Source organism: Scytonema hankhaensis NUACC26, from assembly GCF_045865695.1.
Taxonomy (GTDB): Bacteria; Cyanobacteriota; Cyanobacteriia; order Cyanobacteriales; family Nostocaceae; genus Scytonema.
This window is the reverse complement of sequence record NZ_BAACAP010000168.1, coordinates 1-24985: the sequence shown is the minus strand read 5'-3', so window position 1 is coordinate 24985 and position 24985 is coordinate 1. Positions and strand designations below refer to the sequence as shown.

Sequence of the window (24985 nt, the reverse complement as noted above, 5' to 3'; positions counted from 1 at the left end):
AGGATGTAGGTGATTTCTCGCTTGCAACTTGTCGTCTCAAACCCTTCGAGAAACTCAACAAATGCCTGTAAATGTTGGGTTTCGTTCCTCAACCAAACCTACGTATTGTTAAATTTTTACGCAAAACATACGCAGTATTGCCTCTTAATCAAGAAGGTATTCAATTGTCGAAACGCTTCTCTCAATTTCTTGGCGTTTTTCATAAATCCAAGCTTTTTCTATATCGCGTTGTTCTAGAGTTTCTTGATGTACTCTTTCCTGCTGTTCTATCAAATGTTCGTAAAGTGTTATAGCTTGTGCAATGACCCGACTTGCTGATTCTACGCGACTATCAAACAATACATGAAGGATTTCGTCAAGTCTATCAATAACGTTATTTATTGATTCATCAAACTTTTGAAATCCTATTTCCAAAACTTTTTGTTTGACTTGCTCGTGTAATCCATCAATGTCTAACATTCCCAATCCAAATGAACTAGCAATCGCAGTTGCTACAGCAGTGATAATCACCGCAATTAATCCTACTCCTGTAAAGACCATTAATCCGGCTGCTAAAGCACCACCTATTCCAAGCCCACCGCCAATTCCTCCCAAGCCCATAAAATCATCGGTTATACCGTCAATTGAAATTTTAAGTTGCTCGCTGAAATTAGTTTGGATTTGCTGCTCCAAATTACTAAACTTAGCTTGAATAGCATCCAACTCGTAATCAACATTTGTATTTAAAATTTCTAAGTTTTCTTTTAAGATAATATCTTTAAGTTGTTCGTTCCCCCACTTATCTAATTCTCTCGATAAATCTCTAACAAACTGATTGATATAATCTTGAATAAGCTTATTTTGGCTCCAAACAGGGCTGTGTTCGGAATACCAGCGTTGGCTGTTGTCAACCATGCGATCGCCTAATTCTTCACACCATTCACCTAAAGATTCAGCAGCTTGCTCAAACGCCTGCTCTCTCATTTGATTTGCTAGCATACGAATTCTGACATCACGTCCGCTAGCTTCTCCAATTTGTTCTAGTATTTTTAGCTTTTCTGCTTCAGAAATTTTCACCTTACCATTTAAAGTATCTTCAGCTTGATGCAGCCCATCTAGAGACTTTTGAATCAACCTCTGAACCTCAGTAGTAAACCGCTTGGTTTTTAATGTCCCACGCTCAAGAGTTAAAAATTTCTCAAGAGATTGAGTAAAGTCTTGAAAAGTTTTTAGATATTCGTCTTCATTTCCTGTAAAAATTGCATCTACTGCAGCTTGAGCAGAAATAAAATGAATACGGCTATTACCAGTAACAATAGGGGCTTGACCCTTGACAAACCTTTCAATACGCTGTTGAACTTGCTCGCGCCCCTTTTCTGTACGCACTAAATCCATAAAATTGCACACTACAAAAAGATTATGAGCTGGTTCGTTTTCCTTTCCCCCATTGAGTTGTGTTTTCAAATCAAGAAGCAGATCGCGTTCTCCTTGAGTAAGAGAACGTGTAGCGTTAGTCAGGAAAATAACTGCATCTGTATCTTTGAGAAGTTTTTGCGTAATTGCAGTGCGATCGGGATGTTCGTTTAAACCCGGAGAATCTATAATTTCTACTCCGTTGCTGCACAATTCTAAATCTGGATGCTCAAACACAATTTCTTCAATTTCTAAATGTGCTAGTTCATCACCAAGGCAGCCAAGCGCAGCATCTTCTGAAATAGTTGCTTTGTGCTGATACTGCTCAACAGGGATTTCTTCTTCTTGCCCATTTTTATAGCGACAAATAACTCGCTTTTGAGTTCCGTATTTCAAAACTGTTACTGTACCGCTACAAGGAATTTCCCTCACTGGTTGAATTTCTTGACCTAGCAAGGCATTAAGTAAAGTTGATTTTCCTTGACTAAACTCTCCTATAACTGCTAGTCGGAATTTTTGCGATTGTAATTTCTTAGAGACTTCGCTTAGTTCTTCTGAAAAAGTAATAGGGAGAAAACCGCGTGCGCTACAATCTTGCAATATCTGAAAAATTTCACAACAAAAAGCATCTAGTTTTTGGCATTCTTCCTGAAATTTTTTCAACTCTCCATAGGAGATAATTGTTTGCTGTTGAATTGCTTTGTCTTTAGATTGAGTAGGTAAAGATGCTAGCAGATCGCTTGCAGCTTTTACAAATACAGCATCCAATGAGTGGAAACAAGCAGGATGGAGTAAAAGATGTATTTCGTCTAAAATGTTAAAATTGACATTTTCTTGATGAGTGAAGACTCTTTCTAAAACTGTTAAATATAGTGGATTAATATCTAAGTTTTTGGCTACTATCTCCAAATATTTTTTCTCCCGTAAGTCAATTTCACCATCTGCAGCTGACATTTCATAGCCAAAGCTAATTAATAAAAGCTTTTCTGATATTGATAGTGGAGATGCGAGCTTTAGCAAATCATTAATTTTTTTATAAACCTGATTCTCTCTGATGCCTTTAATCATTAAATGTGTTAACCGACGCACATCGCTGTCTGGAGGACTAAATCGGTAAAGTGTTGTCAGTAGACGATGTTTCTCCTCCTCCGCGACTGTACCATCTACAAACATGACTCCAATCAGCACTGTTACCAAATTGGCTAAAAATATTACAGGCGGTGTGAGATCCCGTTGGCTTAGCTTTTGTCCGGTAATGCTTGACAATAAATCTCTTGCTTCGGAACTAATGAGTGAAGTATCCATAGACTCTGTAAGTCGATCGCAATTTCCGGATCTAGTATGCCCAACTTTATTCAAAGTTTAATCAAATGTCCCGAACAAATACGGTTAGTTTTGCCTTTCAAGACTAGCTAGGCTTGAACAAATTAGCTTTCGGTCATATAAAAATATGTTGTTTCAATTTCCTCCTGCAATTCAAGCAGGTCTTCATTAGAATTAAAACTTTTGAGTAGTGCGGAATTAGATAATTCAGATATGAGTCCTCTTTCAGATACCAACCCAACCAAAACTATATTAGAAATACCCCTCGAACAAATTTTATATAAAAGTTTAGCAGAAAAGTCTCATTTTTATTCTCTGCGCGACCAACTCCTATTTATGTTTGAACCTGAGTTACGCCGAGACTATGAGTTTTATGTTGATAGGCAATCTGCAATGACTGGTTATAAAACATTAGTTACATCTAATTTAAAGCAAGCATCAGATGTAGCGATCGCTAATCTTTATTACTATTTTAAAGTTAGAGATGAATCAGAAGATACGACTGATTAAGCGGTACCATAGAAACTAGTTCATTATCAGAGGAGGGACAACCAATACCTATTTTTATTCGCGCTGTCGAGACTGTTAAAACATCCTCTTAATCCAATACTACAAGGGCTATCGAATTTTTGTGGGTTGCGCTTTCTCCTTGGAGAAACTCAACAAATGCCTGTAAATGTTGGGTTTCGTTCCTCAACCCAACCTACGTATTGTTAAATTTTTACGCAAAACCTACGCAGTATTGCCTCTTAATCAAGCTTTTTCCTGGCAAAATATTAGCAACACAATACATACAGCCAGCAATGGAAGCATATATTCAAAAGCTTAAGAATCCTGAAGAACAAGAAGCTGCTATAGAAGAGATTATTCGATGTCGAGCATCAGCAGTTTCCCCTCTAATTGCTGCCTTGAAGAACGATAATGCGAATATTCGTAGTGGTGCTGCTAATGCTTTAGCAAGAATCCATCTACAATTGCCAGAAATTGTTGCAGCACTGATTGTCACCCTCAAAGATAACGATAAGTGGGTTCGCACCAACGCTGTTTGGGGTTTGGGAAGTATGGATTTTGCTAGTCAAGAAGTTGTACCTGCCCTAATTGCAGCGCTTCAGGACGAAGATAGAGATGTTCGAGCAATTGCTGTTGAAGCGCTAGGTAATTTTAATTCCGAAGCTGATGCAGTCGTCCCGGTATTAATGACTGCTTTGAACGACAGCGACAATAAAATTCGGATCAAAGCTGTTCAAGCTTTAGGTAATATGGGCACAAAAGCCGCATCTGTCGTTCCTGCCTTAATTGCAGTTCTTAACGATGAAGATGAGGGCGTTTGCTGTAGTAGTGCTTATTCCTTAGGTTTAATCGGTGCAGAAGCATCGTCTGCTGTACCTGCGTTGATGTTAGCTTTTAGCAATAGTAACATAAATCTTCGCCGTGCTGCGGCTGATGCTTTAGGGGGAATTGGTTCAAGTGCTGTACCCGCTCTCATCCAAGCGCTAGAAGACCAAGATAGTAATCTCAAGAGCCGTGCTGCTCATATCTTAGCTTGTATGCGTCCGGAACCTTATGCATCATGGCGACCTTTCATGGAATCGTGTAACATAATTGATGCCGTTGCTGCTGTACCTGCTCTCATTGCAGCCTTGACAGACAAAGAAGAAAATGTTCGCCGCCCAGCTGCTATGGCATTAGGAAGAATTGGTCCAAAAGCACTAGCTGCAGTCCCCTCCCTAATTTCAGCTCTTGCAGACGAAGAAGAGGGTGTTCGCAATGCTGTTACCTTGTCTTTAGCACAAATCGGTTCGGATGGAGTCCCTACCCTAGTTGACGCTTTCAACAACAACGAAGACTTGGCAATCCGTAGAGGTGCTATTTGGGCATTGGGTTATATGCAAACAAATGCCAAAGCTGCTGTGCCTGACTTAATCCTAGCCCTTAAAGCTCGGGAGTGGCAAGTCCGCGATGGTGCAGCTTATGCTTTAGGACTCATCCAGGAAAATCAAGCTATTCAACCGCTGATTGCTGCTCTTCAAGATGAGGTTGACCTAGTTCGCAGTTCTGCTGCTGATGCTTTGGCAAATTTTGGTAATGCTCAAGCAGCAATTCCGGCTCTCACTTCTGCTCTTAAAGATGTAGATGGGGATGTTCGATACAAAGCAGCATCAGCGTTAATAAACATAGGTTCGCCCGTTCAAGACACGATTCCTATCCTGATTGCAACTCTTCAGGATAGGGAAAGTTTCTATCGCACATCTGCTGCTAATACTCTGGCACAACTTGGTTCACAAGCCAAAGTTGCTATACCAGCCCTAATTGACGCTTTAAAGGAAGAAGATGAAGAGGTTCGTAGCTTTGCAGCTCATGCTCTACAGAAAATAGGACCCGATGCTAAAGTTGCTATACCAGCCCTTATTTTAGCTTTAAAAGACCAAGATGAGAATGTTCGAGCGAGTGTTGCTTATGCTCTAGACTTCATAGCTCAAAGTTTACAACAGCATTTATGCACAATTAATATCCCAGATTTGCAAGCGGCATTAGTAGCTCTTGAAGAAGCAGAAAGTCAGGAAACAACCTTGACCTTTGAGCAAAATATTCAATCTTTCCGTCAGGCGATCGCTACACTCGAAGCTGTGGAATAGGTGTTTCTATAATGAATATTATGGAAATATCTAGAGATAAATTTATTCAAAACATCAAACATTGGAGGAACAACAAATGGTAGTCTCTGTTGAATACATCCCGATGACTCCAATTGAATATCCAGATGAGGACGGCAAGCCTATGGCTGAAAGCGACCAAACACGTGAATATTTACTATACTCAGTCAAAGTACTGGGAACTTATTTCCAAAACCGTCCAGATGTTTATGTTTCTGGGAATTTATTTATTTACTACGAACAAGGAATTCCGGAATCAGTTGTCGCACCCGATGTCTTTGTCATTTTTGGTGTCGAAAATCGTCAACGCCGCAGTTACAAAACTTGGGAGGAAAATGGGAAAACACCTGATTTTGTGCTAGAAATTACCTCGAAAAGCACTCGCAGCAAAGACCAAGGTGCAAAAAAAGGAATTTACGCCTTTTTAGGAGTAGGGGAATATTATCAATATGACCCGACAGGAGATTATCTCAATCCTCCACTACAAGGTTTACGACTAGTCGATGGCAATTATTTCCCAGTTGTCACCACTACCTTAGCAGATGGTACAGTATCGTTACCAAGCGAAGTCTTAGGTTTAGAGTTGCGACTCAAAGAAGGCAAAATGCGCTTTTACGATCCAGCAACCAGTCAAACACTTTTAAGTTTTGAAGAACAAGCCTCTGCACGACAAGCTGCCGAACAAGCACGACAAGCTGCTGAAGAGAAAGCACAGCGTTTAGCTGCCAAGCTGAAAGAATTAAACATTGACCCCGACGATATCTAACAATCACCCAAGCATCTTATCCCTTGCCTTACCGGGCGAGGGATTTTTATTTTGCACAGTGCGGAAGCCCGTACCTTGCTTATCGGTCAATACGTTCTCAGTTTATGTTGTCAGTTTTATCGCTATTTTGTTACATTGATTTACAAATAAACATAAAACTTAAATGAAAACGTGCTGATAACTATGATGACTGTACTAATTGCATATTGATTACAGCGATCGCATTCCAGCTTACAGCCTGGATGCTTATGCAAGCAACAATCTTCCCCAATAGTTGTTGAATTGGGTTTTACAGAGAAAATACGGTTTGTTTTTTGTGTATTATATCCCCCAGCGTTGTTCTGGGGGTTTTGTTTAGTGTTTGTTTTAGGGAAAACTAAATTATATTAGGTGAGTAGCGATCGTAAAGAGGTAGACAACCAAATGCACTAATAAAAATTTTTTGCGGCTAATGTTCTACCAATCTAATCCTGATAACAAGATACGTATTCTAATATTTCAATCCGATTACGGTTATGACCATTCATCCATTCCCGTGCTGCTTCTCGATCTTTAATCTTCCACATATTGGGCGGGCTTAGCATAGTTCGTGGTCTATTGACTAAGCGTTTTAGTAAATCTTCACGAGTATATATACCAGTTCTCTTAATCATCTTCTGGTCTGACTGTATGACTTTTTGAATAGCTTGACCAATTGCCTTACCTAAACCAATAGGAACGGCATTTCCAATTTGAGTGTATTGCTGAGATAAACTTCCAGAAAACTCCCAAGAATCAGGAAATTGCTGAAGTCTCGCGTACTCCTTAACACTTAATGGTCTACATTCTGTTGGGTGACACAACATAGTAGCTTTACCGTCTGGATTAGTTGTGAGAGTAGGAGATGGTTGGCTCCAACTCAGGCGTCGTAGGAATCCTCCCCTACCTCCCCAGGACTTGTAAGCTCCCCCTATTGCTTGCTCCTGTAATTCGGGTGGCAAATTACGCCAGTTCCCACCTTCTGGAATTATCTGAATAAACTGGCGCTTGCTAGCATTGAAATTCCTGTATAAAGGGTTTTTATCTTCTAGCCCTTCGAGACCTTCTTTAAGAGTTACCCATCTAACCAGATCGTTAACAGGATCTTTAGCGTGAGTAGGTTCAGGTATAGCCACTGGTTCTCCATCTCTAGAACCAATGAAAATAGCACGCTCACGAACTTGGGGAACACCATAATTTGCGGTATTCAGTAGGTCGAAAACAGTATAGTAATTAATATCACGTAGCTCTTTCAGAATTTCTACAAATCCCGATCCAAGTTCCTCCTCTGGCTCTAGAGGCGGATAGCCAAGCCCACGTTCTTTAAGAGGACGATGTTTAATTGCTGCGGAGAATATTCCTTTGACATTCTCCATGATAAAAAATTGAGGCTGTGTCTCCCTGATGACTCTTAAAAATTCTTGGAACAGCATTCCACGGGGATCGGTAAGAGAACCTCTCTGTCCAACAGTACTGAAAGATTGGCAAGAGGGTCCTCCAGTGACAATGACAGGCTCTCCCGGTCTTAGCTTTGCTATTTCCAGAATTTCTTCTGTTGTCACATCTTCTATTTTCTTTTCAATGACAGGAATGCCAGGGCGATTTTTGCGGATAGTATCAGCAGCAAATTTATTACATTCCACTGCCACTCTAGTCTGAAATCCTGCTTTCTCTAAACCAAGATCCAAACCTAAAGCACCAGAGAAAAGGGAGATAATCGGTAGCTTACAAACGTAACTATCTACACTATTCGCCTCAATAGACATATTTCCCAGCTCACAGTAATTTTTCACAATTTGCGGAGTACCTGAAACTTCTATCTTGCTCACAGGCATAAACTATCTCGTGTGTGAGGAACAAGCGTCATTTTAACTATCCGAGAATAACATTCAAATTTTGAGAGGTCCAGGATTTCCATGTACTGAATCATAAGTTATAATTTATATAATAGTATATATACTTAAAAAGCAAAAAGCAGCACTGGAAGCATTTATCTATTTAAATTGCTGCCTCTAGTGCCAATCTTGCCTTTCTGTATAATTACAGTATATAATGTATTTAAGTTTTCTTTAACCCTCTAGAAAGGACAAACACATTGATTGCTGTGCTGTAGTCAATATCACTACTTCATAGCAGTCAAGTAATTTATTAGCTCATGACAGCAGTAATTTCTCCTCAGATACAAAGTGTATCTACCAGAACCAATTTTTCTTTCGCTAAGAATTATGGCGAGTGGGCTTCCTTGCCACCTTGGGGAACCTGTTTTATCAATATAGGACATTGGGTTGCACAAGCTGACAGTAGAGAAAATCGGTTAGTCATAGCTCTTGCTATTCCTATCAGGAATTATGCCGCCGCCTTAGCAGCTTTAGGTGTTGTGCTAGCAAGAGCAAATATTTCCACTTCCAAGATAGATAGTAACAGCCATTTTGAAAAATTGTGTCGCCTACCAAAAGGAACACCAGTTAACTATCAAATAAACGGTAAGAGATACAAAGGTATTTATTTAGGTGTAAATAAAGATTACGGCGAACCGCGACTCCGAATACAAAGAGAAAACAAAAGTAGCGGTGGTTTAACAGACTTTATTCGTCAAGAGGAATGCCATAATGTGGCGATCGCATCTACCCAACATATAAATCTTCCTAAAAAACAAACTGGTCGTCCTATTTTTGTTCAGAACGAATTCTTGAACGCTGTAATTAGTGAAGCCGAACTTCTCCAATTTACTACAGAAACTCGATTAGAGTGTGCTGTTATTGGACGAGTTAATACTCTTCGACAGGAAATAAAGGAAGTACCATTTGCTTGTTCTTCATCTAAATCTGAATTTAAAACAGGGTGTTTGAATGATGTGTTACGGGTACGTAATTTTTGCATCAGTGAAGGTCAAGCTTATCGCTCAGAGGTATTACCAGCACTAGGTAATAACCCTCCACAGACAACAAATGGATTAATACCTCATGTAACCATATTCGATGGTGCAACTGGTTTTCTTAAATGGCGAGATAATTGGCGTAACTCGCATTGGATTGTTTTACTTGAACGCACAGAACCGCACTTTCAAGAAGCAGTCATAGAAATTAACAACGAATATGGAAATCGGTTTGATGGGGAAGAGATACAAAATATTCCCTGTATTCCCCCAGGAGTTGAACTAGTAGTTTATCAAGAAGCGCGTCAATGACTTATATTTCTCTATTAGATGTAAACGAAATTTACTCGTGTAGTAGTGGTGTCAAAATTATCCAACATCAGTTTGAGCATCGTGAATTCTGGAATTTTTGCTTGTTACTGACAAACTTTGAAAAGTCACTCGGTGAAAATGCCGCAGATGATTACTGGCAAAAGTTCCTGCCTCCCTTGAAACAGTATCGATTTAAATTATGTGCAGCACCATTACCGTTTAACCATCCCACTGCTTGTCAACCTGAAACTATTCAGTCACTAGAAAAGCATTTAAAGAAATGCCGATATATATATCCCGATTTTACTTCAGCAGCAGATAATCTTTTTAAAAGCTTTGCTCTTTTGTCACAATCTAATAGTAATCCTCTGTTGGATTTTTTAGTGGGTCATTACTCTAATATAGTGCTTCTACTACAAAACCTACGTTTGATTCCTCCCATGGAGGATATATTAGCTACCATTCCTGAATTAGGCAAAATTGAAATTTTAATACCATCTCAGCTACGAGGAAAAAATTGCGTTAAAAAATTAGTTGTTATTGGTGCAATGCGTTGGTTTCCAGATTACATTTTTACTGCACCACATTCACAGGAGATAGACATAATTCAATACAAGTTTTTAAATGATAGATGGCAGTATAAATCAATATTTCTTAATTCTATAAACAATAAAAATATACCAATCATTGTCAAATTTCATGCTTCAACGCTAGAAGAAAAGATAGACAGCACAAATATCAATGAAGTATTTACAGAATCTATAGACTCAGATGAAGTTTTGCCATTACCTATTAACTTGAGCCAAATCGCTAAACGCTTTACCCGTTCCTCATTAGTTGCTAGCGAGGAAGAATATGTAGAAGCACGTTTATTTTTATTAGAGGGAGAAACAGCAGTTTTTCTTGATGCTAACGTTCAGCAACATATAATCGATTTACAAGAGCATGGTGAAGACCAGGTAAAAAAGATAGATGTCACAGATATCGAACTAGATATGTTTATTATTCTCCGTACAAGTGGCGGTGGAGATTATATCATTCCATTGGCAAATTCATTTTTAGGAGCAAAAGCCCAATACTTCAGAGAATTACAAGAGTTTTGGAAAATTAGTCTGAAGCGTAAAGTCAGGTTGAGCGGTTTAAATGATGTTAGCTGGAAATTAATCAATTTAGGTTCAAAACTAGCTAATAAGAAGCACAATATTCGTAATTGGATGTCGTATAGAAGCATTAGACCAGATGATGATAAAGATTTTAATGCCATACTAAACTTAGTAGGTTTATCAGATAGATTAACAGAATTTTATGAAGCTGCATCATTAATTGATAATGCTCATAGAAAAGCTGGCTATCACATTAGAAAATTACTGCTGGACGAGATACGTAAATCTAATTTTATAAAATTAGAGCAACAAGGAAAAATTCATTTTCAAATTTCGGAAGCAACTTCTGGAAGTATGACAGCGTTTCGAGTGGTGGGAATTCACACGGAAATTACTAGGTTTCCTTATTCAAAAATTGCACATCCATTTCAATTAAATAGTGAGATTATTAATGCCTGACCATATAACGAATAGAGACAAAATTATTCAAGCACTACGGGAAGAACTTGTGGGACCATCACCGCAAGGGAAACCGATAAACTGCTCTGGTGAAATTACTTTTCAGGATAATGAAGAGTTTTATCAACCCTGGAGACAAGATAACGGCGAAGAAATTTTACAAAGAGATCCTCCCTTAGTAAGATATGGTGTTGGTGTACTTCATCCAGTAGGAACACCTCTCGAAAATGAAGATTTAAAGACAAGCGAATTAGGTCAAAATATTGTTGAAATTAATCATATCGAAGAGATAAAAGCAGATGAAGAAATAATTACAGATGAGGCAAAGCAAAATATAGAAGATATAGCAAAAAATATATTAGAAAGCCCTGAAGTTGAATCAAATGATTTTGATCTATCAACGGCTAATTCTTCTAAACCGAGTAGCATGGGGATCAGCTTTTTAGCAGAGTTTCCAAAAGATTCGATTCTAGTAGTTAAAGCAACAAATTCTGGATGCTATCGACAGAAAAAAGTTAAAGTTGACGGAAGTGAACGCACATGGTGGCTGCGTAAATCAATTGATTTTACTGTAGAATTTTCTGCCGAAAAACTCTGTTCTGTACCAGAGAAAAATTGGATTAAAACTGAAAAAATAGATGGACTTGAGCTTAGTTTTGAAGTCTTCTCCAGACCTGATAGAGAAAACCGAAAAGGTGTGCGGTTATTAACTGTTTGTCTGATTAACCGTACTACTACATCTGGTCGTCATGAAAACTGCCTATTTCAGGCAGGTTTTACAGTAACTATTCTTTCACCAAAGAATGAAGCACATATACTACCTTATCCAAAACCAGACTTTAACTTAGAGAATGAAGAAGAGCAATCCTTAGCCTTACTTTACCGCAAAATGGAAACTTATGCGGTGGGACATGGCTGTGCAGCTAACTGGGATAAAGAATCTAGTGCTGGCAAAGTTAAAGCTGTAATAGCAGAATGTCTTCCTACTTTTGAAACTCCTAGCATTACTCCTGATATTGGTATAGAAGTCCCAATGGCTCCTTTAGCTGGATTGATACCAGGTAATGATGGGTTTGCTGCTTTGGAGGAAGTTGTTAGCCTTTATGAACAGTGGATTGAAGACAGAAAAAATGACATCGCCTCTCTTTATGAAGAATATCAAGATGCTGCTTATCGGCACATAAACGAATGTACAAGAGCATCTGAAAGAATGAGAAATGGACTAATTTACTTACAGAATAATACCCAAGCTAAGAGAGCATTTCAGTTTGCGAACTACGCTATATTACTACAGCAGATTTGTAGTCGCCGTGACGAGCTTCGTAAGGCTCACTATGACACTGTAGGAAAAAGATATACTTTCTCGACTACCTATCAAGCAGTTGACCCTCTCCAAACTGACATAAATAGTGGTAAGTGGCGAGCATTTCAGGTGGCATTTCTACTAATGTCCATCGAATCTACTGCTGAAGGTAATATTCCTGAACGCAACACTGTTGAATTAATTTGGTTTCCTACTGGTGGTGGTAAAACTGAGGCATATTTGGGTTTATCAGCGTTTGCTTTATTTATGCGACGTTTGAAAAACCCAGAAGATATAGGGGTTAGTATCTTAATGCGATATACCCTAAGATTACTAACTGCACAGCAGTTTCAACGAGCTTCTGCACTTATTTGTGCCATGGAGTATCTCCGCCGCCAAAGAGAAGATGAACTTGGTAAAGAATCATTTTCTATTGGCATTTGGGTAGGTGGAGAAACTACTCCAAATAAACGTAAAGACGCAATACACGCTTTGGGGCAGCTTCAAAAAAAATCAACTGCAGAAAACCCTTTTTTGATGAATCAATGTCCTTGGTGTAGTGTTCAGTTTGGTCGTTATGAAGGTCAACAGAAATTACCATCTACCATGCCAAAAGTTTTAGGTTATATACAAAGCCGTGGAACTGTAATTTTTAAATGTCCTGACCCTGCTTGCGAATTTCATAAACATGATGGACTACCAGTTTATGTGATTGATGAGGATGTTTACGAGAAACGTCCGTCTTTAATCATCGGGACTGTAGATAAATTTGCACTGCTAGCGTGGAGTTACGCACAAAAAGCAAGGGCGTTATTTGGAATTGGTTCAAATGGGCAAAGAGTCAATTCGCCACCAGGGCTAATAATTCAAGATGAATTGCACTTAATTTCTGGTCCTCTTGGCTCCGTGGTAGGACTGTATGAAACTGTTATAGAAGAACTGTGTACTGATAGACGTAACGGACAAGAAATTAAACCCAAAATTGTCTGTTCTACAGCGACAATTCGCCGCTATGCTGACCAAGTAAAAGCGCTTTATGGGCGTGAGGATGTAGTTTTGTTTCCCCCACCAGGACTTGATGCTGAAGATTCATTTTTCTCGCGTTATGCTCGTAATTCAGTAGATAGAACATTGCTACGAGGTCGAGTTTATGTGGGTGTTCATGCACCTAGTTTGAGATCTTTACTAACTGCTGAAGTTCGTACTGCTGCTGCTATTTTGCAAGCACCTGTTACTTTGACACCAGAGGAACGAGATCCTTGGTGGACATTCCTTGTATTTTTTAATAGTTTGCGAGAATTAGGAACATCTTTATCACTGTTGCAGTCTGATATTCCCGGTTATTTAAAGGTAATCAGAAATAGATTAGACTCGCAACAGATACGCCGTCTATGGCAAATTCGCGAACTGACAGGGCGGATACGCAGCGACCAAGTTCCGGAAGCTATTAGCAAGTTAGAAGTCAAATGCGATAATAGCAATAATCAACCGCCCGTTGATGTTTGTTTGGCTTCTAACATTATTGAAGTGGGGGTTGATATTGATAGACTATCACTGATGGCAGTTGTTGCTCAACCAAAGACTACTTCTCAATATATCCAAGTAACTGGGCGAGTTGGACGGCGGTGGTGGGAACGTCCCGGTTTAGTTATCACAATATATAGTCCTACAAGACCACGCGATCGCTCTCACTTTGAGAAGTTTCGCAGTTATCACCAACAACTTTATGCACAAGTTGAACCAACCAGCGTAACCCCATTTTCGCCGCCAGTTTTAGATAGAGCGCTGCACGCTATCATGACAACTTACGTGCGACAAACTGGTGATGAACAAATAGTCAAAACGCCTTATCCCTACCCTAAAAATCTCATCGAACAGCTACGAGAAATTCTGATCCCACGCATTCAAAAGATTGATGAAGCCGAGGTAGAAAATTTTGAGAAAGTTTTTAACAAACGCGCCTTAGACTGGGAAAATTTCCAACGTGTAGATTGGGAGAGAAACAGCAGAGACGCTACTGATATACCTCTAATTAGGGTAGCAGGTGAATACGCCAGTAGAGAATGGCAACTTTTATCTTGGGCTACACCAATGTCTATGCGAAATGTAGATGCGGAATGTCAAGCTGAGATTACGAATCTTTACTTAAATGAAGGGGTGGAAGAAGATGCCTGAAGGTTTATTAAGACGCGCTCAGTTAATTGCACCTTTTGGTGTGGGTGCAATGGTAGTAGTGAGGAATGGTACATCTTTAATAACAGCCGGAATTGACCACTGGTACAAGCGTGAAGATATTAGCGAGGCTGATGACAAGTCCGAATTTAGAATCGATGAATGGCGTTTAGCACGTTCTTTAGAAGTGGATCATTTTCGTCAACCCCCTGATTTTAGAAAAGCTAATAAAGGGGATGGTGTTCCTAATGCTTATCTAACTGTACCATTTTTACGATTTCCTCAATGGCATTTCTGTGCTTCTTGTAATCTCTTGCAAAAGTTTCCTTTAACTAAGCGTGGTAAAGTAAAATGCCCCGAATGTGAAAGCAAGAAGAAAACGAAATACACTCCTCACATGGCACAAGTACCGATTATCGCCATGTGCGATCGCGGTCACATTCAAGACTTTCCATGGCGTGAATGGGTGCATAGATCGGCGAATCCAATTTGTGATAAACCAGTGCGCTTAGTTGGAACTGGAAGTGCAACTCTTGGTGGTTTGAGCGTTCGATGTGATTGCGGTGCGAAAAGATCCCTTGAAGGAATTACTGAAGGTGATGTTAATAGAACAAGACTAAGTAAAACTTTGATGGCTGACGACAATACGGAAGTGGATGATGAGAAAAAAGGATTTTGCTGCCAAGGGAAACGCCCTTGGTTAGGAACTGAAGATAGTGAACCCTGCTCCTGTCAACTACGGGGTACTTTGCGAAGTGCTACCAACGTGTACTACGCACAAACGCGCAGTGCAATTTATCTGCAAAGAGGTAATAACAGCGAACTTGTTTCCCTGTTAGAAGAACCACCTCTTTCAACACTTATCCAACCACTGTCACAAGCTGGGCTTTCGATTACACCTGAATTTCTTCGAGGGCAACATACTCTACTGCTTAAAAATTTTTCAAATGAAGAAATTAAAGATGCTTTGTGTACTATCTTATCACCAAACGACATAAAAGCTAACACAAATATTGTCGAAGGTGATGACCCAGAAACAAGTTTTCGTCGCGAAGAATTTAATGTGCTTCGTACTGAGCGCAATGAAGAAAACCTTAAAATAAGAGCAATAAATATTAGTCAATATGAATCAAATATTGCACAATATTTTTCCAGAATTATGCTAGTTGATAAACTGAAAGAAACCAGAGCTTTAACAGGATTTACCCGTATATTTCCGGAAACTGACCAACCTTTGCCAGTTCTACAATCGCTTTTATGGCGTCAGTCACTACAACAGGAAACATGGTTACCCGCTTACATTGTCTATGGTGAAGGTATATTTATTGAATTCAACGAAAATCGCCTGCGTCAGTGGTTAAAAATACACGGCGCTGAAATTACCCGTAGGGTGCAGCCTTTAGTGGCACGTTATGAAAGGATACAGGAGGAACGACATTTACGACAACGCCAGATAACGCCAAGATTTATACTATTGCATACGTTTGCTCACTTACTGATGAATCGGTTAACTTTCGAGTGCGGTTACAGCTCAGCAGCGTTGCGAGAAAGACTCTATATCTCGGAAAACCCTGTTGCTCCAATGGCAGGAGTGCTGATTTACACTGCAAATGGAGATTCTGAAGGGACAATGGGAGGACTTGTGAGAATGGGTAAACCAAGTAATTTTGAACCTGTGGTACGCTCTTCGCTAGAGGCGGCTAGCTGGTGTTCTGCCGACCCTGTGTGCATGGAAGTCGGAGCCAGAGGGGGACAAGGACCAGATTCGTGCAATTTAGCGGCTTGCCACAGTTGCGCTTTAGTGCCTGAAACAGCTTGTGAAGAGTTCAATCGCTTTTTGGATCGAGGTGTAGTTATTGGTGATATTTATAATAAGTCTATGGGATTTTTTACTTAATATAAACCATTATAACTGCTCTGGTTCTTCACTGGTTAACAGTTTTTATACTTGTTACTCCTTTTGTGATACAAGTGTTCTTCAAACTATAAAAGTTGTCAGTATATGCAACCAACCGTGGAACAACTTAGAGCTTTTTACAGCAGATGCGTGAGAATTAGCAATCTTCTCCAGTCTATCGAAATAGTGCGATACGATAGCCGTACTAGACGCATAGTTGTTTTGGTTGGAGAAACAATACAGTTAGAAGTTCTGGAAAATGGGGAAGTTATAATCGGATGACTCAATCAAATTATGAAGCAATGACAGAAAAGCAGTTGCGCGAGTACGTGCGACTGAACCCTCAAGATGAGGACGCATTTCAGCATTACCTTAGCATAATTCGCTCTCGACCGGGGCGAGTTACTGTGAGTACAGATGATGAATTTGAGGCTGAATTGCGAAAGCGAATTAATCAGTAACAGCCATAAACAAAACTTTCGATCTTGGAAAATTCTTTATAAAACAGCCCACGCAGGTGGGCTTCGTTTGTATAGCCCTAGAATTCTATTCTGAGGACAATATAAAATGATGGCGTTGCTACCACTTCCTCATACATAATGGTGGGCATTGCCCACCCTACTCTCAAGTTATGACAAGGGACGGTAAACGCGGTAGTTAACACTGGGGAAAATATTATCCATCAACTCAACTTTTTCCAACCAACCGCTATCGATCTTGCCAATTTTAACGTCTTCGTAAAGCTTGTTAAAACGCATGAGGTGCGATCGCGTGCGTCTGACTGCATAGGGTACCATTGTTCCCGTCCGCATAATAAACGCCCAATCAGAAGATTGCGCCAATAACAGTTCTCGTGCAGCTTGGTTTAACGCTCTCCATTCCAACTCATCTTCAGGTTCCCGATATGATATTTCAATCATCCGTTCTGCAGCTTTATGCAAATGGGGATAAATCCAAGTATTCGTCTCATTCAACCAATACTCGTGGAATCCTTTGTAACCCCAACTCGATTGAGATGGACGGCAAACTTGCTGGCTTGGTTGTGCCTTTAAGTAATCCGCCAAGTGAGTCATGGCGTAAGTCTGTTGGTCATACCAGGACTTACGGAAGAGGTAATCAATAAACCAAGGTCCCTCATACCACCAATGTCCAAATAATTCCGCATCGTAGGGAGACACAATAACTGGAGGGCGCTGCATTATACCATAAAGATGCGCTGCTTGTTGTTCCCGGTTGTACATGAAGTTAGCAGCGTGTTCTGCAGCTTTTTCCCTTGCCCAGTAAGGATCGTAGAGAGCTTTATCTCCTAGCCCTAAACCGCGACCAGTAATTTTGTGATATTTAATGCCCGTATTTTTCCGCTGACCGTTGGGCATAATGTAGGGCTTGATATAATCGTACTCTGCTTCCCAACCCAAGTCTTTGTAAAATTCGCGATATTCTGATGCACCGGGATATCCCACCTCAGAAGACCAAACTTGTTGAGAAGATTCATGGTCTCGACCAAAAGCAGCAACACCAGTTTCCGTAAAAATTGGGGCATAAGTACCAAATCGAGGGCGAGGACGAGCATAAAGAATGCCGTGTCCATCAGTGAGGAAGTAGCGCAACCCTGAATCGGCTAACATCCGCTCCAAACCTTCATAATAGGCGCACTCTGGTAACCAAATACCTTTAGGAGGGCGTCCAAAATTTTCCTCGTAGTGTTCGCAAGCTACCTTAATTTGCGCCCATACAGCTTGTGGGTACATTTTCATCAGTGGTAGGTAGCCGTGAGTTGCACCACAGGTAATGATTTCTAAGTTATTTGAATCCTGGAACTGCTTAAAAGCTGTTACCAAGTCCCCCTTATAGCGTTCCCAAATTTCTCGCGTCGCGTTAAACTCACTAGCATAATGCTCGGCTAAATAACGAATATGACCGTTGTGTGCATTATGTTCGATTTCTAGTTGTATAAGTTCTTCTAGTTTGGCTAAGTGGTCATCGTACCGTTCCTGTAGTAGAGGATCGCGTAGCATTGACACAAGAGGTGGTGTCATGCTCATCGTGATTTTAAAGTCAACGCCATCTCGCTTTAAGCCCTCAAATACTCTCAGCAAGGGTACATAAGTTTCCGTAATGGCTTCATAGAGCCATTCTTCTTCCAACACATAGTCACTTTCTGGGTGACGAACGAAGGGCAGATGTGCATGGAGTACGAGCGCAACGTAGCCGATAGCCATAATAAATAGTTCCGAGGTGGTACGTGTATATTGAAGGTTGGGGATTTGGAAGATTTAAGAATATTTTAAGACTTTCTGGGGATCGTATCAGTTTTTCGCCAACTCTTCAAAATGGGTGACAGCCCTCAGTAAAAATGTATTCCTATCGCGAGCCAATTTTAGGGATCTCCAAGAAATTAATTACCCTGAATTGTGGAACCCAGAGCAGCGCCGTGCGGGGTGTCCTCGCCCGTTCTGTATAAGTGGCGAGCTAGACTCATAACAGAAATGCGAATGACTCTCCATTACCTCCAACTCCTACCTCCAAATCTCCCTTAGTTGAAGCTCAAGGATGGGTAATCGATCCTACAAGAAATGTGGAGTTAGTAGCTAATAATACTAGTGTTAGTAGCAGTTCTGGGCATGGTAGTACGCAATCTTTTTAATGTAGCAAATTGCAAAAAACATACCGAGTAGCGATCGCTTTTTGACCAACAAACAAAGAGCAGAACGGCTTGAGTTTACGCAAATAAGCGCTGAACGCGAGCGCTAAAACCAAGTAATAAAGGCGAGGTAATGTCGTCATTTGGGAGTAGAGTTGCTACTAGTCTCAGTTGAGCAGCATCTTTACGATATATTTCTATCTGCTGCAACCGCCAATCTGCAATCCAATATTCCTGAACTCCTTTTAATGAGTACAACTTTAATTTAGCTTCCGACTTTTTTTGATTGGGGCTGAAATATACGGTTAGGTTGCCTGTGGCGTAAAAATCCTGACGTTCTCGCCAGTACCACTTTATCAGGCGCACAAGCAGTTCAATTTGTTCGCGGTGTAGATCGCTTTCCAAGGGAGGTTCATCACTATAAAGGTCACCAGGTGGAAAAATTATACCTTGTGTTGCGTTTTCTACAGTAGAGGTGGTGGCAAGCGGCTGAGACATACAAAAACTTGTTTTTATTTATAATATGTTATCCTTTTAAAGCTGCTTGCTGTAGAAGTGATGGTGTAGCTGCAAAAGTAGATTACCAAACAACAGAACATTCCTCACTCGTCAGTTTCTTGATACAACTGCTGCAACTCCTGTAATTGAGTTCTTCGAGAAGCACGACGGTATTTTTTAGATTCTAGCTTTGGCTCGTATTTAGTCTGCCCCTTTCCTTTAGTTTTCGCCTTGACAGTTGATTCAGGATCTGCTTGTTGATTCAGTTGAGTTTGACGCAAGATGGCTTCTTCTAAAAAATCTAAGTAGTGCTGGTATCTTTCCCAATCTCCACGAACAACGCACTCCGGTTCCTCTCTATGCAAGCAATCACTAAAACGGCAACTTTCTACCGCTAGTCTCTGTCTTGCTTCTGGGAATAAACTTGCTAATTCTTCGGGAGAAACATCGAGATCGGGTTGATTAAAACCAGGTGTATCCGCAAGCAAACCACCACCGGGTAATTCAAATAATTCCACGTGACGGGTAGTGTGGCGACCTCTTGCTAGTTTGCCAGAAATTTCTCCTACTCGTAGATTGGCATTGGGAATTAAGGCGTTGATTAAGCTAGACTTTCCAACACCTGATGGTCCGGCTATAACGGTAATTTTTTCTTTAAGACTAGTTGCTATTTGGTTAAGATTTATACTTTTGTTGACACTAATAAATATTGGTTTGTAACCCCAACTCATTAAGCGATCGCAAATTTCACTTTGCTCTTCAGTGGAAATCAAATCGCTTTTATTCAAACCTAGAACCACATCTAAACCTGTGGATTCAGCCTTTAACAGAAAACGGCTCAGTTGGTAAGGTTCTAAAGGCGGATCTGCAACGGCAAAAACTAACAAAATTCGATCTACATTTGCAATTGCCGGACGATCTAATTCACTTCCACGAGGTAAAACTTCTGATATTGCACCTCTCCCACCCGCCCAGTCTGGTTCTTCAACAACTACGCGATCGCCCACCATCACCTGCTGTCCAATTTTCTTCAAACGGGTTCTGCGGGTACAGAGGAGGAGGGGGGGATGGGGATTGGGAGAGTGGGAAGACACGGTAGACAAGGGAGAGGGAGTAGAGAAGGAAGAATTTTCTAGCTTGTCCCCCTTGTCCTCCGAATCTAGCTGTACGCGATAAAAATTAGCCTGTACGGCTAAAACCGTACCTAATAACTGCCCAGTAGTTTCTAAGTCTTCCCTGCTCATGAAACAGTTACGGGACGGCGGACTGACAAAGAATAGTAACCATTACAATTGACAATTTGTTCCACATGATAGCCAGCCATTGTCAAACTATCAGGAACTTGCTCAATGGGTTCTCCAGGGTCTAACCATACTTCGAGCAAATGACCGGGCTGCATTTGCTCTAGACGAAGTTTTGTCCTAACAAAATTTATCGGACAAGGAGTGCCACGTAAGTCCAATTGAGCGTCAGGAGTTGAGAGGGAAGGTAGATTCATCGTTGGTGGAAAAAGTTTCCCAAAAATCCTTCTAGACCGCCTTTACCAGTGCGATCTCCTTTTATTTTAGCTAGCTTCTCCAACAGTTCTCGTTCTTCAGCCGTAATTTTTGTTGGGATATCAATTGATATTGTAATCATGTGGTCGCCACGACTAACAGGATTGCCCAAGCGAGGTACGCCATGATTTTCCAATTTCATCACCGTGTTTGGCTGAGTTCCGGGTGGAATGAGCAATTCCACTGGTCCATCTACCGTGTTCACTTCCAAACGACAACCTAAAATTGCTTGTAAGTAGCTAACTTTGATTTCTGAGAGAATGTTAATTCCATCCCGATGGAATTCTTCATCCTCATTCACAAACAAATAAACGTACAAATCTCCAGGAGGACCGCTACGCTGTCCGGCGTCTCCTTCTGAGGAGATCCGCAACCTCGTGCCATTGTCTACACCTGCAGGGATGGTAATTTTCAGCTTTTTCGTAACCTGTTTTGCGCCTTTACCCTCGCAAGATTCACATTTGTCTTCTATGACCATTCCCGTACCATTACAGGTGGGACACGTGGAAACTTGGGTAAAACTACCAAAGGGTGTTCTGGTTACACGCCGAACTTGACCCGTTCCGCTACAAGTCGAACATGTACGCGGGCGGGTTCCAGGCTTAGCACCAGAACCAGTGCAAACCTCACAAGTTTCTAGATGAGAAATACGGATTTCTTTCTCACCACCAAAAACTGCTTCTCTGAAGTCCAACTTTAGGTCTAACCGCAGGTCATCGCCTCGCACGGGACCGCCGCGACGCCTTTGCGTTGTACCTCCCATACCACCAGCAAAGCCACTGAAAATACTTTCAAAGATATCGGCAAAACCGCCCATATCACCCATGTCTTGGAAGCCTGCACCAGCTCCACCATTTACAGCAGCTTCACCAAAGCGGTCGTAACGAGCGCGGGTTTCCGGCTCGGATAGTACTTCATATGCACGGTTAATTTCTTTAAATTGCTCCTCTGCACCCGGTTCTTTGTTCACATCTGGGTGATACTTCCGGGCTAAACGGCGGTAAGCGCGTTTGATTTCTTCTTTGTCGGCGTCACGAGAGACACCTAAAATTTCATAATAGTCGCGAGCCATATAGCAAAGGTGAAAGTTAAAAGGTAGAAAGCAGCTAGGCAATAAAGAACTCTGAGCAGCTTTAGCTGAAATGCTAAACGCTTTGGGCTTTGCGATAAGCGAAGCTTAAATGCTGAAGCCGTATCGCTCGGAAGTTCTAGTAGGCAGAAGGCAAGGGTTAAAACTTCTTAATATTTGATTTTACCTTTTACCTTTTACAAAAATCACCATAACAATTTTTCAATTGCCTTGTGCCGATAAGCTACTAGGTTATATCTATATATCTATTGTGGATTGAAAAGCAACGAAAGCTACCTGTTTCAACCCGAGCGAGCAGTACTGTCTATCTAAAATTTAGTAGAATTCAGTACCAATAGACAACAGTAGATGCCATCTGAGTTATTTAACAGTAAAAGTGACAGCGTGTTGCTGCCTCTTTTACCATTGTGCTACGTGATTGACAAAAACTCCGCCTATTTTACAGAGGTGCTAGCCGCACTAAAAAGTGTGGAAAACCGTATTAAGGTAATCCACTTAGTCTATCGCTTCATAATCAGCTTGCACAGTATTTTCATCTTCAAAATCAAAATTAAATTGCGGTGCTGCTGTTCCACTGACTGCAGCTACGGGTTCTTCTACCTTCAATGACGCTTCTAATTCTTCAAGGGCATCATCGCCTGAAGTCCCAGCACGGTTGTATACTTCAGCACCAATGTTAAACAAAGTTTGTTGGAAGTCTTCCAAACACTCTTTGAATTCTGCTACTGAAATATTGTCATCAGATGCCAATGCTTTTAAGCGGAGTAACTTTTCATCAGCCAAGACTTTTATTTGGTCGCTCACAACCAGACCATTGCTCTTAATCGTCGATTCGTAACTGTATACCAAATTGTCTGCTTGGTTTTTAAGTTCGACCAACTGTATGCGTCGTTTGTCTTCTTCGGCAAACATTTCTGCTTGTTGCCTCATTCTTTCGACTTCGTTAGCACTCAAACCACCCGTGTTGGTAATCCGAATACTTTGTTCTCTACCAGTGCCTTTATCTTGTGCCAAAACTTTGAGGATACCATTGACATCAATTTCAAAGGCAACTTCGATTTGGGGTACGCCACGGGGTGCGGGTGGAATTCCTGTTAGGAGAAATTTCCCCAAACTCTTGTTATCCCGTGCCATTGCTCGTTCGCCTTGGAGGACGTGGATTTCTACAGAGGTTTGTCCATCCACGGCTGTGGAAAAGATTTGAGATTTGCTAGTGGGGATTGTGGTGTTGCGTTCAATAATTTTTGTAAATACTTCTCCCAAAGTTTCAATCCCAAGTGAGAGGGGTGTCACGTCTAGTAGGAGAAGATTGTCAACTTCGCCACCTAAAACTCCAGCTTGGATTGCTGCTCCTAGTGCCACTGCTTCGTCGGGGTTAATAGAGCGATCGGGAGTTTTCCCATTAAAAAATTTCATCAGGGCGTTTTGAACTGCCGGAATGCGCGTAGAACCACCCACTAAAATAATTCGGTCAATATCTTGAGGTTTGAGTTCGGCATCTTTCAGCGCCTGAAGCATTGGTTCGATGGTAGCTTCAATCAGATTTGTTGCCATCTCTTCAAATTTGGCGCGGCTGAGTTCCATTTCTAGATGCTTCGGACCCGTTTCATTGGCAGTGATAAAGGGCAAATTAATGGAAGTAGAACCCATGCTTGAAAGCTCAATTTTTGCCTTTTCAGCCGATTCTCGCAAGCGTTGCAATGCCATTTTGTCTTGAGTCAAATCGATTTTTTCCTGCTGCTTGAAGCGTTCTATCATCCAGAGCACTATGCAGTTGTCAAAATCGTCTCCTCCCAAATGGTTGTTACCACAAGTTGCTTTTACTTCAAACACTCCATCCCCTAGTTGTAGAATGGACACGTCAAAAGTACCGCCTCCCAAATCAAACACTAGAATGAGTTGTTCTTGGTCTTGCTTGTCCAATCCAAAGGCTAAAGCAGCAGCAGTCGGTTCGTTGATAATTCGCAAGACTTCAAGTCCGGCAATGGTACCTGCGTCTTTTGTAGCTTGTCTTTGAGCATCCGTAAAATACGCAGGTACTGTAATCACTGCCTGGGTTACAGATTCGCCTAAAAAGTTTTCTGCATCTTGCTTGAGTTTTTGCAAGATCATGGCAGAAATTTCTTGGGGCGTGTAATTGCGTCCGCGAATTTGAACGTCTACTGTTTCGTCTCTACCTTTAACACAGTTGTAGGGGACGCGATCGCGTTCTGTTGCTGTATCTTCCCAACGACGCCCAATAAAACGCTTAATACTAAAAATCGTGTTTTCAGCATTTGTCACAGCTTGTCGCTTTGCCAATTGACCGATCAAGCGATCGCCACCCTTACCAAATCCCACAATACTGGGAGTGGTTCGTCCACCTTCTGAGTTAGAAATCACAATCGGCTGACCACCTTCTAGAACCGCGACACAACTGTTGGTAGTGCCTAAGTCAATCCCAATAACTTTGCTCATAAATAACAGTATTTTTACGTAGTATTTATTTCCCTTAGTTTGAGTGACAATTTCCGGTGTCAGCTATAGGTATGCTTCCACCGGTCAGACACTAAAAAACTTCAGGCTTGATATCTACGCGGATACATTGTTGGTGGTCATTGGTCATTTGTCATTTGTCATTACAGCAATTTTCAGGTTAATAGACCACATTATGTAGAAGGGGCGTCCCCGCCCGTCTTCTATAATGCACGGGCGGGGACGCCCGTACCACAAGAGCATAGTGTAGTTCATTTACTTGAAAATTACTGTAACTTAAAACAAAGAACGCCGAACAAAGGACAAATGACACTGGACACTGGACAAATAGCTTTTCAACTATTTGCAGAACTTGACCCGCCATCAGAAGAAGGAGTATCTTCCTTTGGAGCAGCCACCTTCACCATGGCATGACGCAGCACGCGATCGCCCAAAGAATATCCGCGCA

General features: G+C 41.0%; 18 protein-coding genes and 1 pseudogene. 10 read left to right on the top strand and 9 right to left on the bottom strand.

Features of this window, described 5'->3' with window-relative positions; all coding sequences use genetic code 11:
• Positions 1–144: 144 nt before the first annotated feature.
• Positions 145–2697, bottom strand: coding sequence for a dynamin family protein (locus ACKTT2_RS14230; protein ID WP_407887875.1), 2553 nt, complete (start codon positions 2695–2697; stop codon positions 145–147).
• A 201-nt stretch (positions 2698–2898) separates the two neighbouring features.
• Here ACKTT2_RS14230 and ACKTT2_RS14225 point away from each other — a divergent pair, with 201 nt between their 5' ends.
• The 4 genes from ACKTT2_RS14225 (at position 2899) to ACKTT2_RS52330 (ending at position 6409) form a co-directional block, all read left to right on the top strand.
• Complete coding sequence (locus ACKTT2_RS14225) at positions 2899–3225, top strand: hypothetical protein (protein ID WP_407887873.1); 327 nt, start codon at positions 2899–2901, stop codon at positions 3223–3225.
• A 293-nt stretch (positions 3226–3518) separates the two neighbouring features.
• The gene (locus ACKTT2_RS14220) at positions 3519–5351 is read left to right on the top strand and encodes a HEAT repeat domain-containing protein (RefSeq protein WP_407887871.1); all 1833 of its coding nucleotides are present in this window, start codon (positions 3519–3521) and stop codon (positions 5349–5351) included.
• A 76-nt stretch (positions 5352–5427) separates the two neighbouring features.
• Positions 5428–6135, top strand: coding sequence for a Uma2 family endonuclease (locus tag ACKTT2_RS14215; RefSeq protein WP_407887869.1), 708 nt, complete (start codon positions 5428–5430; stop codon positions 6133–6135).
• A 199-nt stretch (positions 6136–6334) separates the two neighbouring features.
• Positions 6335–6409, top strand: a complete 75-nt coding sequence (locus ACKTT2_RS52330; protein ID WP_500691385.1) for a photosystem II protein, Psb35-related — start codon at positions 6335–6337, stop codon at positions 6407–6409.
• A gap of 190 nt (positions 6410–6599) precedes the next feature.
• On the opposite strand, the gene ACKTT2_RS14210 is transcribed toward ACKTT2_RS52330, so the two are convergent.
• Complete coding sequence (locus tag ACKTT2_RS14210; RefSeq protein WP_407887867.1) at positions 6600–7988, bottom strand: DNA cytosine methyltransferase; 1389 nt, start codon at positions 7986–7988, stop codon at positions 6600–6602.
• Positions 7989–8308: 320 nt separating this feature from the next.
• Here ACKTT2_RS14210 and ACKTT2_RS14205 point away from each other — a divergent pair, with 320 nt between their 5' ends.
• The 6 genes from ACKTT2_RS14205 (at position 8309) to ACKTT2_RS14180 (ending at position 16735) form a co-directional block, all read left to right on the top strand.
• Positions 8309–9340 (top strand): hypothetical protein, encoded by a 1032-nt coding sequence (locus tag ACKTT2_RS14205; protein WP_407887865.1) that lies wholly within the window; start codon positions 8309–8311, stop codon positions 9338–9340.
• Positions 9337–10902, top strand: coding sequence for a DISARM anti-phage system protein DrmE domain-containing protein (locus tag ACKTT2_RS14200; RefSeq protein ID WP_407887863.1), 1566 nt, complete (start codon positions 9337–9339; stop codon positions 10900–10902). The genes ACKTT2_RS14205 and ACKTT2_RS14200 overlap by 4 nt, the downstream gene beginning before the upstream one ends.
• The gene (locus ACKTT2_RS14195; RefSeq protein ID WP_407887861.1) at positions 10895–14380 is read left to right on the top strand and encodes a helicase-related protein; all 3486 of its coding nucleotides are present in this window, start codon (positions 10895–10897) and stop codon (positions 14378–14380) included. Before ACKTT2_RS14200 ends, ACKTT2_RS14195 begins: the two co-directional genes overlap by 8 nt.
• Entirely contained in the window at positions 14373–16274 is a 1902-nt protein-coding gene (drmB, locus tag ACKTT2_RS14190) for a DrmB family protein (RefSeq protein WP_407887859.1), read from the top strand. The genes ACKTT2_RS14195 and drmB overlap by 8 nt, the downstream gene beginning before the upstream one ends.
• Positions 16275–16379: 105 nt before the next feature.
• Complete coding sequence (locus ACKTT2_RS14185; protein ID WP_407887856.1) at positions 16380–16556, top strand: DUF6888 family protein; 177 nt, start codon at positions 16380–16382, stop codon at positions 16554–16556.
• The gene (locus ACKTT2_RS14180) at positions 16553–16735 is read left to right on the top strand and encodes a DUF6887 family protein (protein ID WP_407887854.1); all 183 of its coding nucleotides are present in this window, start codon (positions 16553–16555) and stop codon (positions 16733–16735) included. The genes ACKTT2_RS14185 and ACKTT2_RS14180 overlap by 4 nt, the downstream gene beginning before the upstream one ends.
• Before the next feature lie 168 nt (positions 16736–16903).
• On the opposite strand, the gene ACKTT2_RS14175 is transcribed toward ACKTT2_RS14180, so the two are convergent.
• From ACKTT2_RS14175 to ACKTT2_RS14145, 7 genes and pseudogenes are all read right to left on the bottom strand, one after another.
• On the bottom strand, positions 16904–18496 hold the full coding sequence (locus ACKTT2_RS14175) for a glycoside hydrolase family 57 protein (RefSeq protein WP_407887852.1): 1593 nt from the start codon (positions 18494–18496) through the stop codon (positions 16904–16906).
• A gap of 500 nt (positions 18497–18996) precedes the next feature.
• Positions 18997–19416 (bottom strand): Uma2 family endonuclease, encoded by a 420-nt coding sequence (locus tag ACKTT2_RS14170; RefSeq protein ID WP_407887850.1) that lies wholly within the window; start codon positions 19414–19416, stop codon positions 18997–18999.
• 104 nt (positions 19417–19520) lie between these two features.
• The gene (gene rsgA / locus ACKTT2_RS14165) at positions 19521–20660 is read right to left on the bottom strand and encodes a small ribosomal subunit biogenesis GTPase RsgA (protein ID WP_407887848.1); all 1140 of its coding nucleotides are present in this window, start codon (positions 20658–20660) and stop codon (positions 19521–19523) included.
• Positions 20657–20914 (bottom strand): sulfurtransferase TusA family protein, encoded by a 258-nt coding sequence (locus tag ACKTT2_RS14160; RefSeq protein WP_407887846.1) that lies wholly within the window; start codon positions 20912–20914, stop codon positions 20657–20659. Before ACKTT2_RS14160 ends, rsgA begins: the two co-directional genes overlap by 4 nt.
• Positions 20911–22044: a molecular chaperone DnaJ gene (gene dnaJ / locus ACKTT2_RS14155; protein ID WP_407887844.1), complete on the bottom strand. Its 1134-nt coding sequence runs from the start codon at positions 22042–22044 to the stop codon at positions 20911–20913. The genes ACKTT2_RS14160 and dnaJ overlap by 4 nt, the downstream gene beginning before the upstream one ends.
• A 513-nt stretch (positions 22045–22557) precedes the next feature.
• Entirely contained in the window at positions 22558–24519 is a 1962-nt protein-coding gene (gene dnaK, locus ACKTT2_RS14150) for a molecular chaperone DnaK (RefSeq protein ID WP_407887842.1), read from the bottom strand.
• 353 nt (positions 24520–24872) lie between these two features.
• Positions 24873–24985 (bottom strand): annotated as a pseudogene (locus ACKTT2_RS14145) (nucleotide exchange factor GrpE); the annotation flags it as partial.

Bases quoted from the DNA above. Each gene is read 5' to 3' on its own strand.
- ACKTT2_RS14230 (WP_407887875.1), bottom strand. From the start codon at position 2,697: ATGGATACTTCACTCATTAGTTCCGAAGCAAGAGATTTATTGTCAAGC.
- ACKTT2_RS14220 (WP_407887871.1), top strand. From the start codon at position 3,519: ATGGAAGCATATATTCAAAAGCTTAAGAATCCTGAAGAACAAGAAGCT.
- ACKTT2_RS14215 (WP_407887869.1), top strand. From the start codon at position 5,428: ATGGTAGTCTCTGTTGAATACATCCCGATGACTCCAATTGAATATCCA.
- ACKTT2_RS14210 (WP_407887867.1), bottom strand. From the start codon at position 7,988: ATGCCTGTGAGCAAGATAGAAGTTTCAGGTACTCCGCAAATTGTGAAA.
- ACKTT2_RS14205 (WP_407887865.1), top strand. From the start codon at position 8,309: ATGACAGCAGTAATTTCTCCTCAGATACAAAGTGTATCTACCAGAACC.
- ACKTT2_RS14200 (WP_407887863.1), top strand. From the start codon at position 9,337: ATGACTTATATTTCTCTATTAGATGTAAACGAAATTTACTCGTGTAGT.
- ACKTT2_RS14195 (WP_407887861.1), top strand. From the start codon at position 10,895: ATGCCTGACCATATAACGAATAGAGACAAAATTATTCAAGCACTACGG.
- drmB (WP_407887859.1), top strand. From the start codon at position 14,373: ATGCCTGAAGGTTTATTAAGACGCGCTCAGTTAATTGCACCTTTTGGT.
- ACKTT2_RS14185 (WP_407887856.1), top strand. From the start codon at position 16,380: ATGCAACCAACCGTGGAACAACTTAGAGCTTTTTACAGCAGATGCGTG.
- ACKTT2_RS14180 (WP_407887854.1), top strand. From the start codon at position 16,553: ATGACTCAATCAAATTATGAAGCAATGACAGAAAAGCAGTTGCGCGAG.
- ACKTT2_RS14175 (WP_407887852.1), bottom strand. From the start codon at position 18,496: ATGGCTATCGGCTACGTTGCGCTCGTACTCCATGCACATCTGCCCTTC.
- ACKTT2_RS14170 (WP_407887850.1), bottom strand. From the start codon at position 19,416: ATGTCTCAGCCGCTTGCCACCACCTCTACTGTAGAAAACGCAACACAA.
- rsgA (WP_407887848.1), bottom strand. From the start codon at position 20,660: ATGAGCAGGGAAGACTTAGAAACTACTGGGCAGTTATTAGGTACGGTT.
- ACKTT2_RS14160 (WP_407887846.1), bottom strand. From the start codon at position 20,914: ATGAATCTACCTTCCCTCTCAACTCCTGACGCTCAATTGGACTTACGT.
- dnaJ (WP_407887844.1), bottom strand. From the start codon at position 22,044: ATGGCTCGCGACTATTATGAAATTTTAGGTGTCTCTCGTGACGCCGAC.
- dnaK (WP_407887842.1), bottom strand. From the start codon at position 24,519: ATGAGCAAAGTTATTGGGATTGACTTAGGCACTACCAACAGTTGTGTC.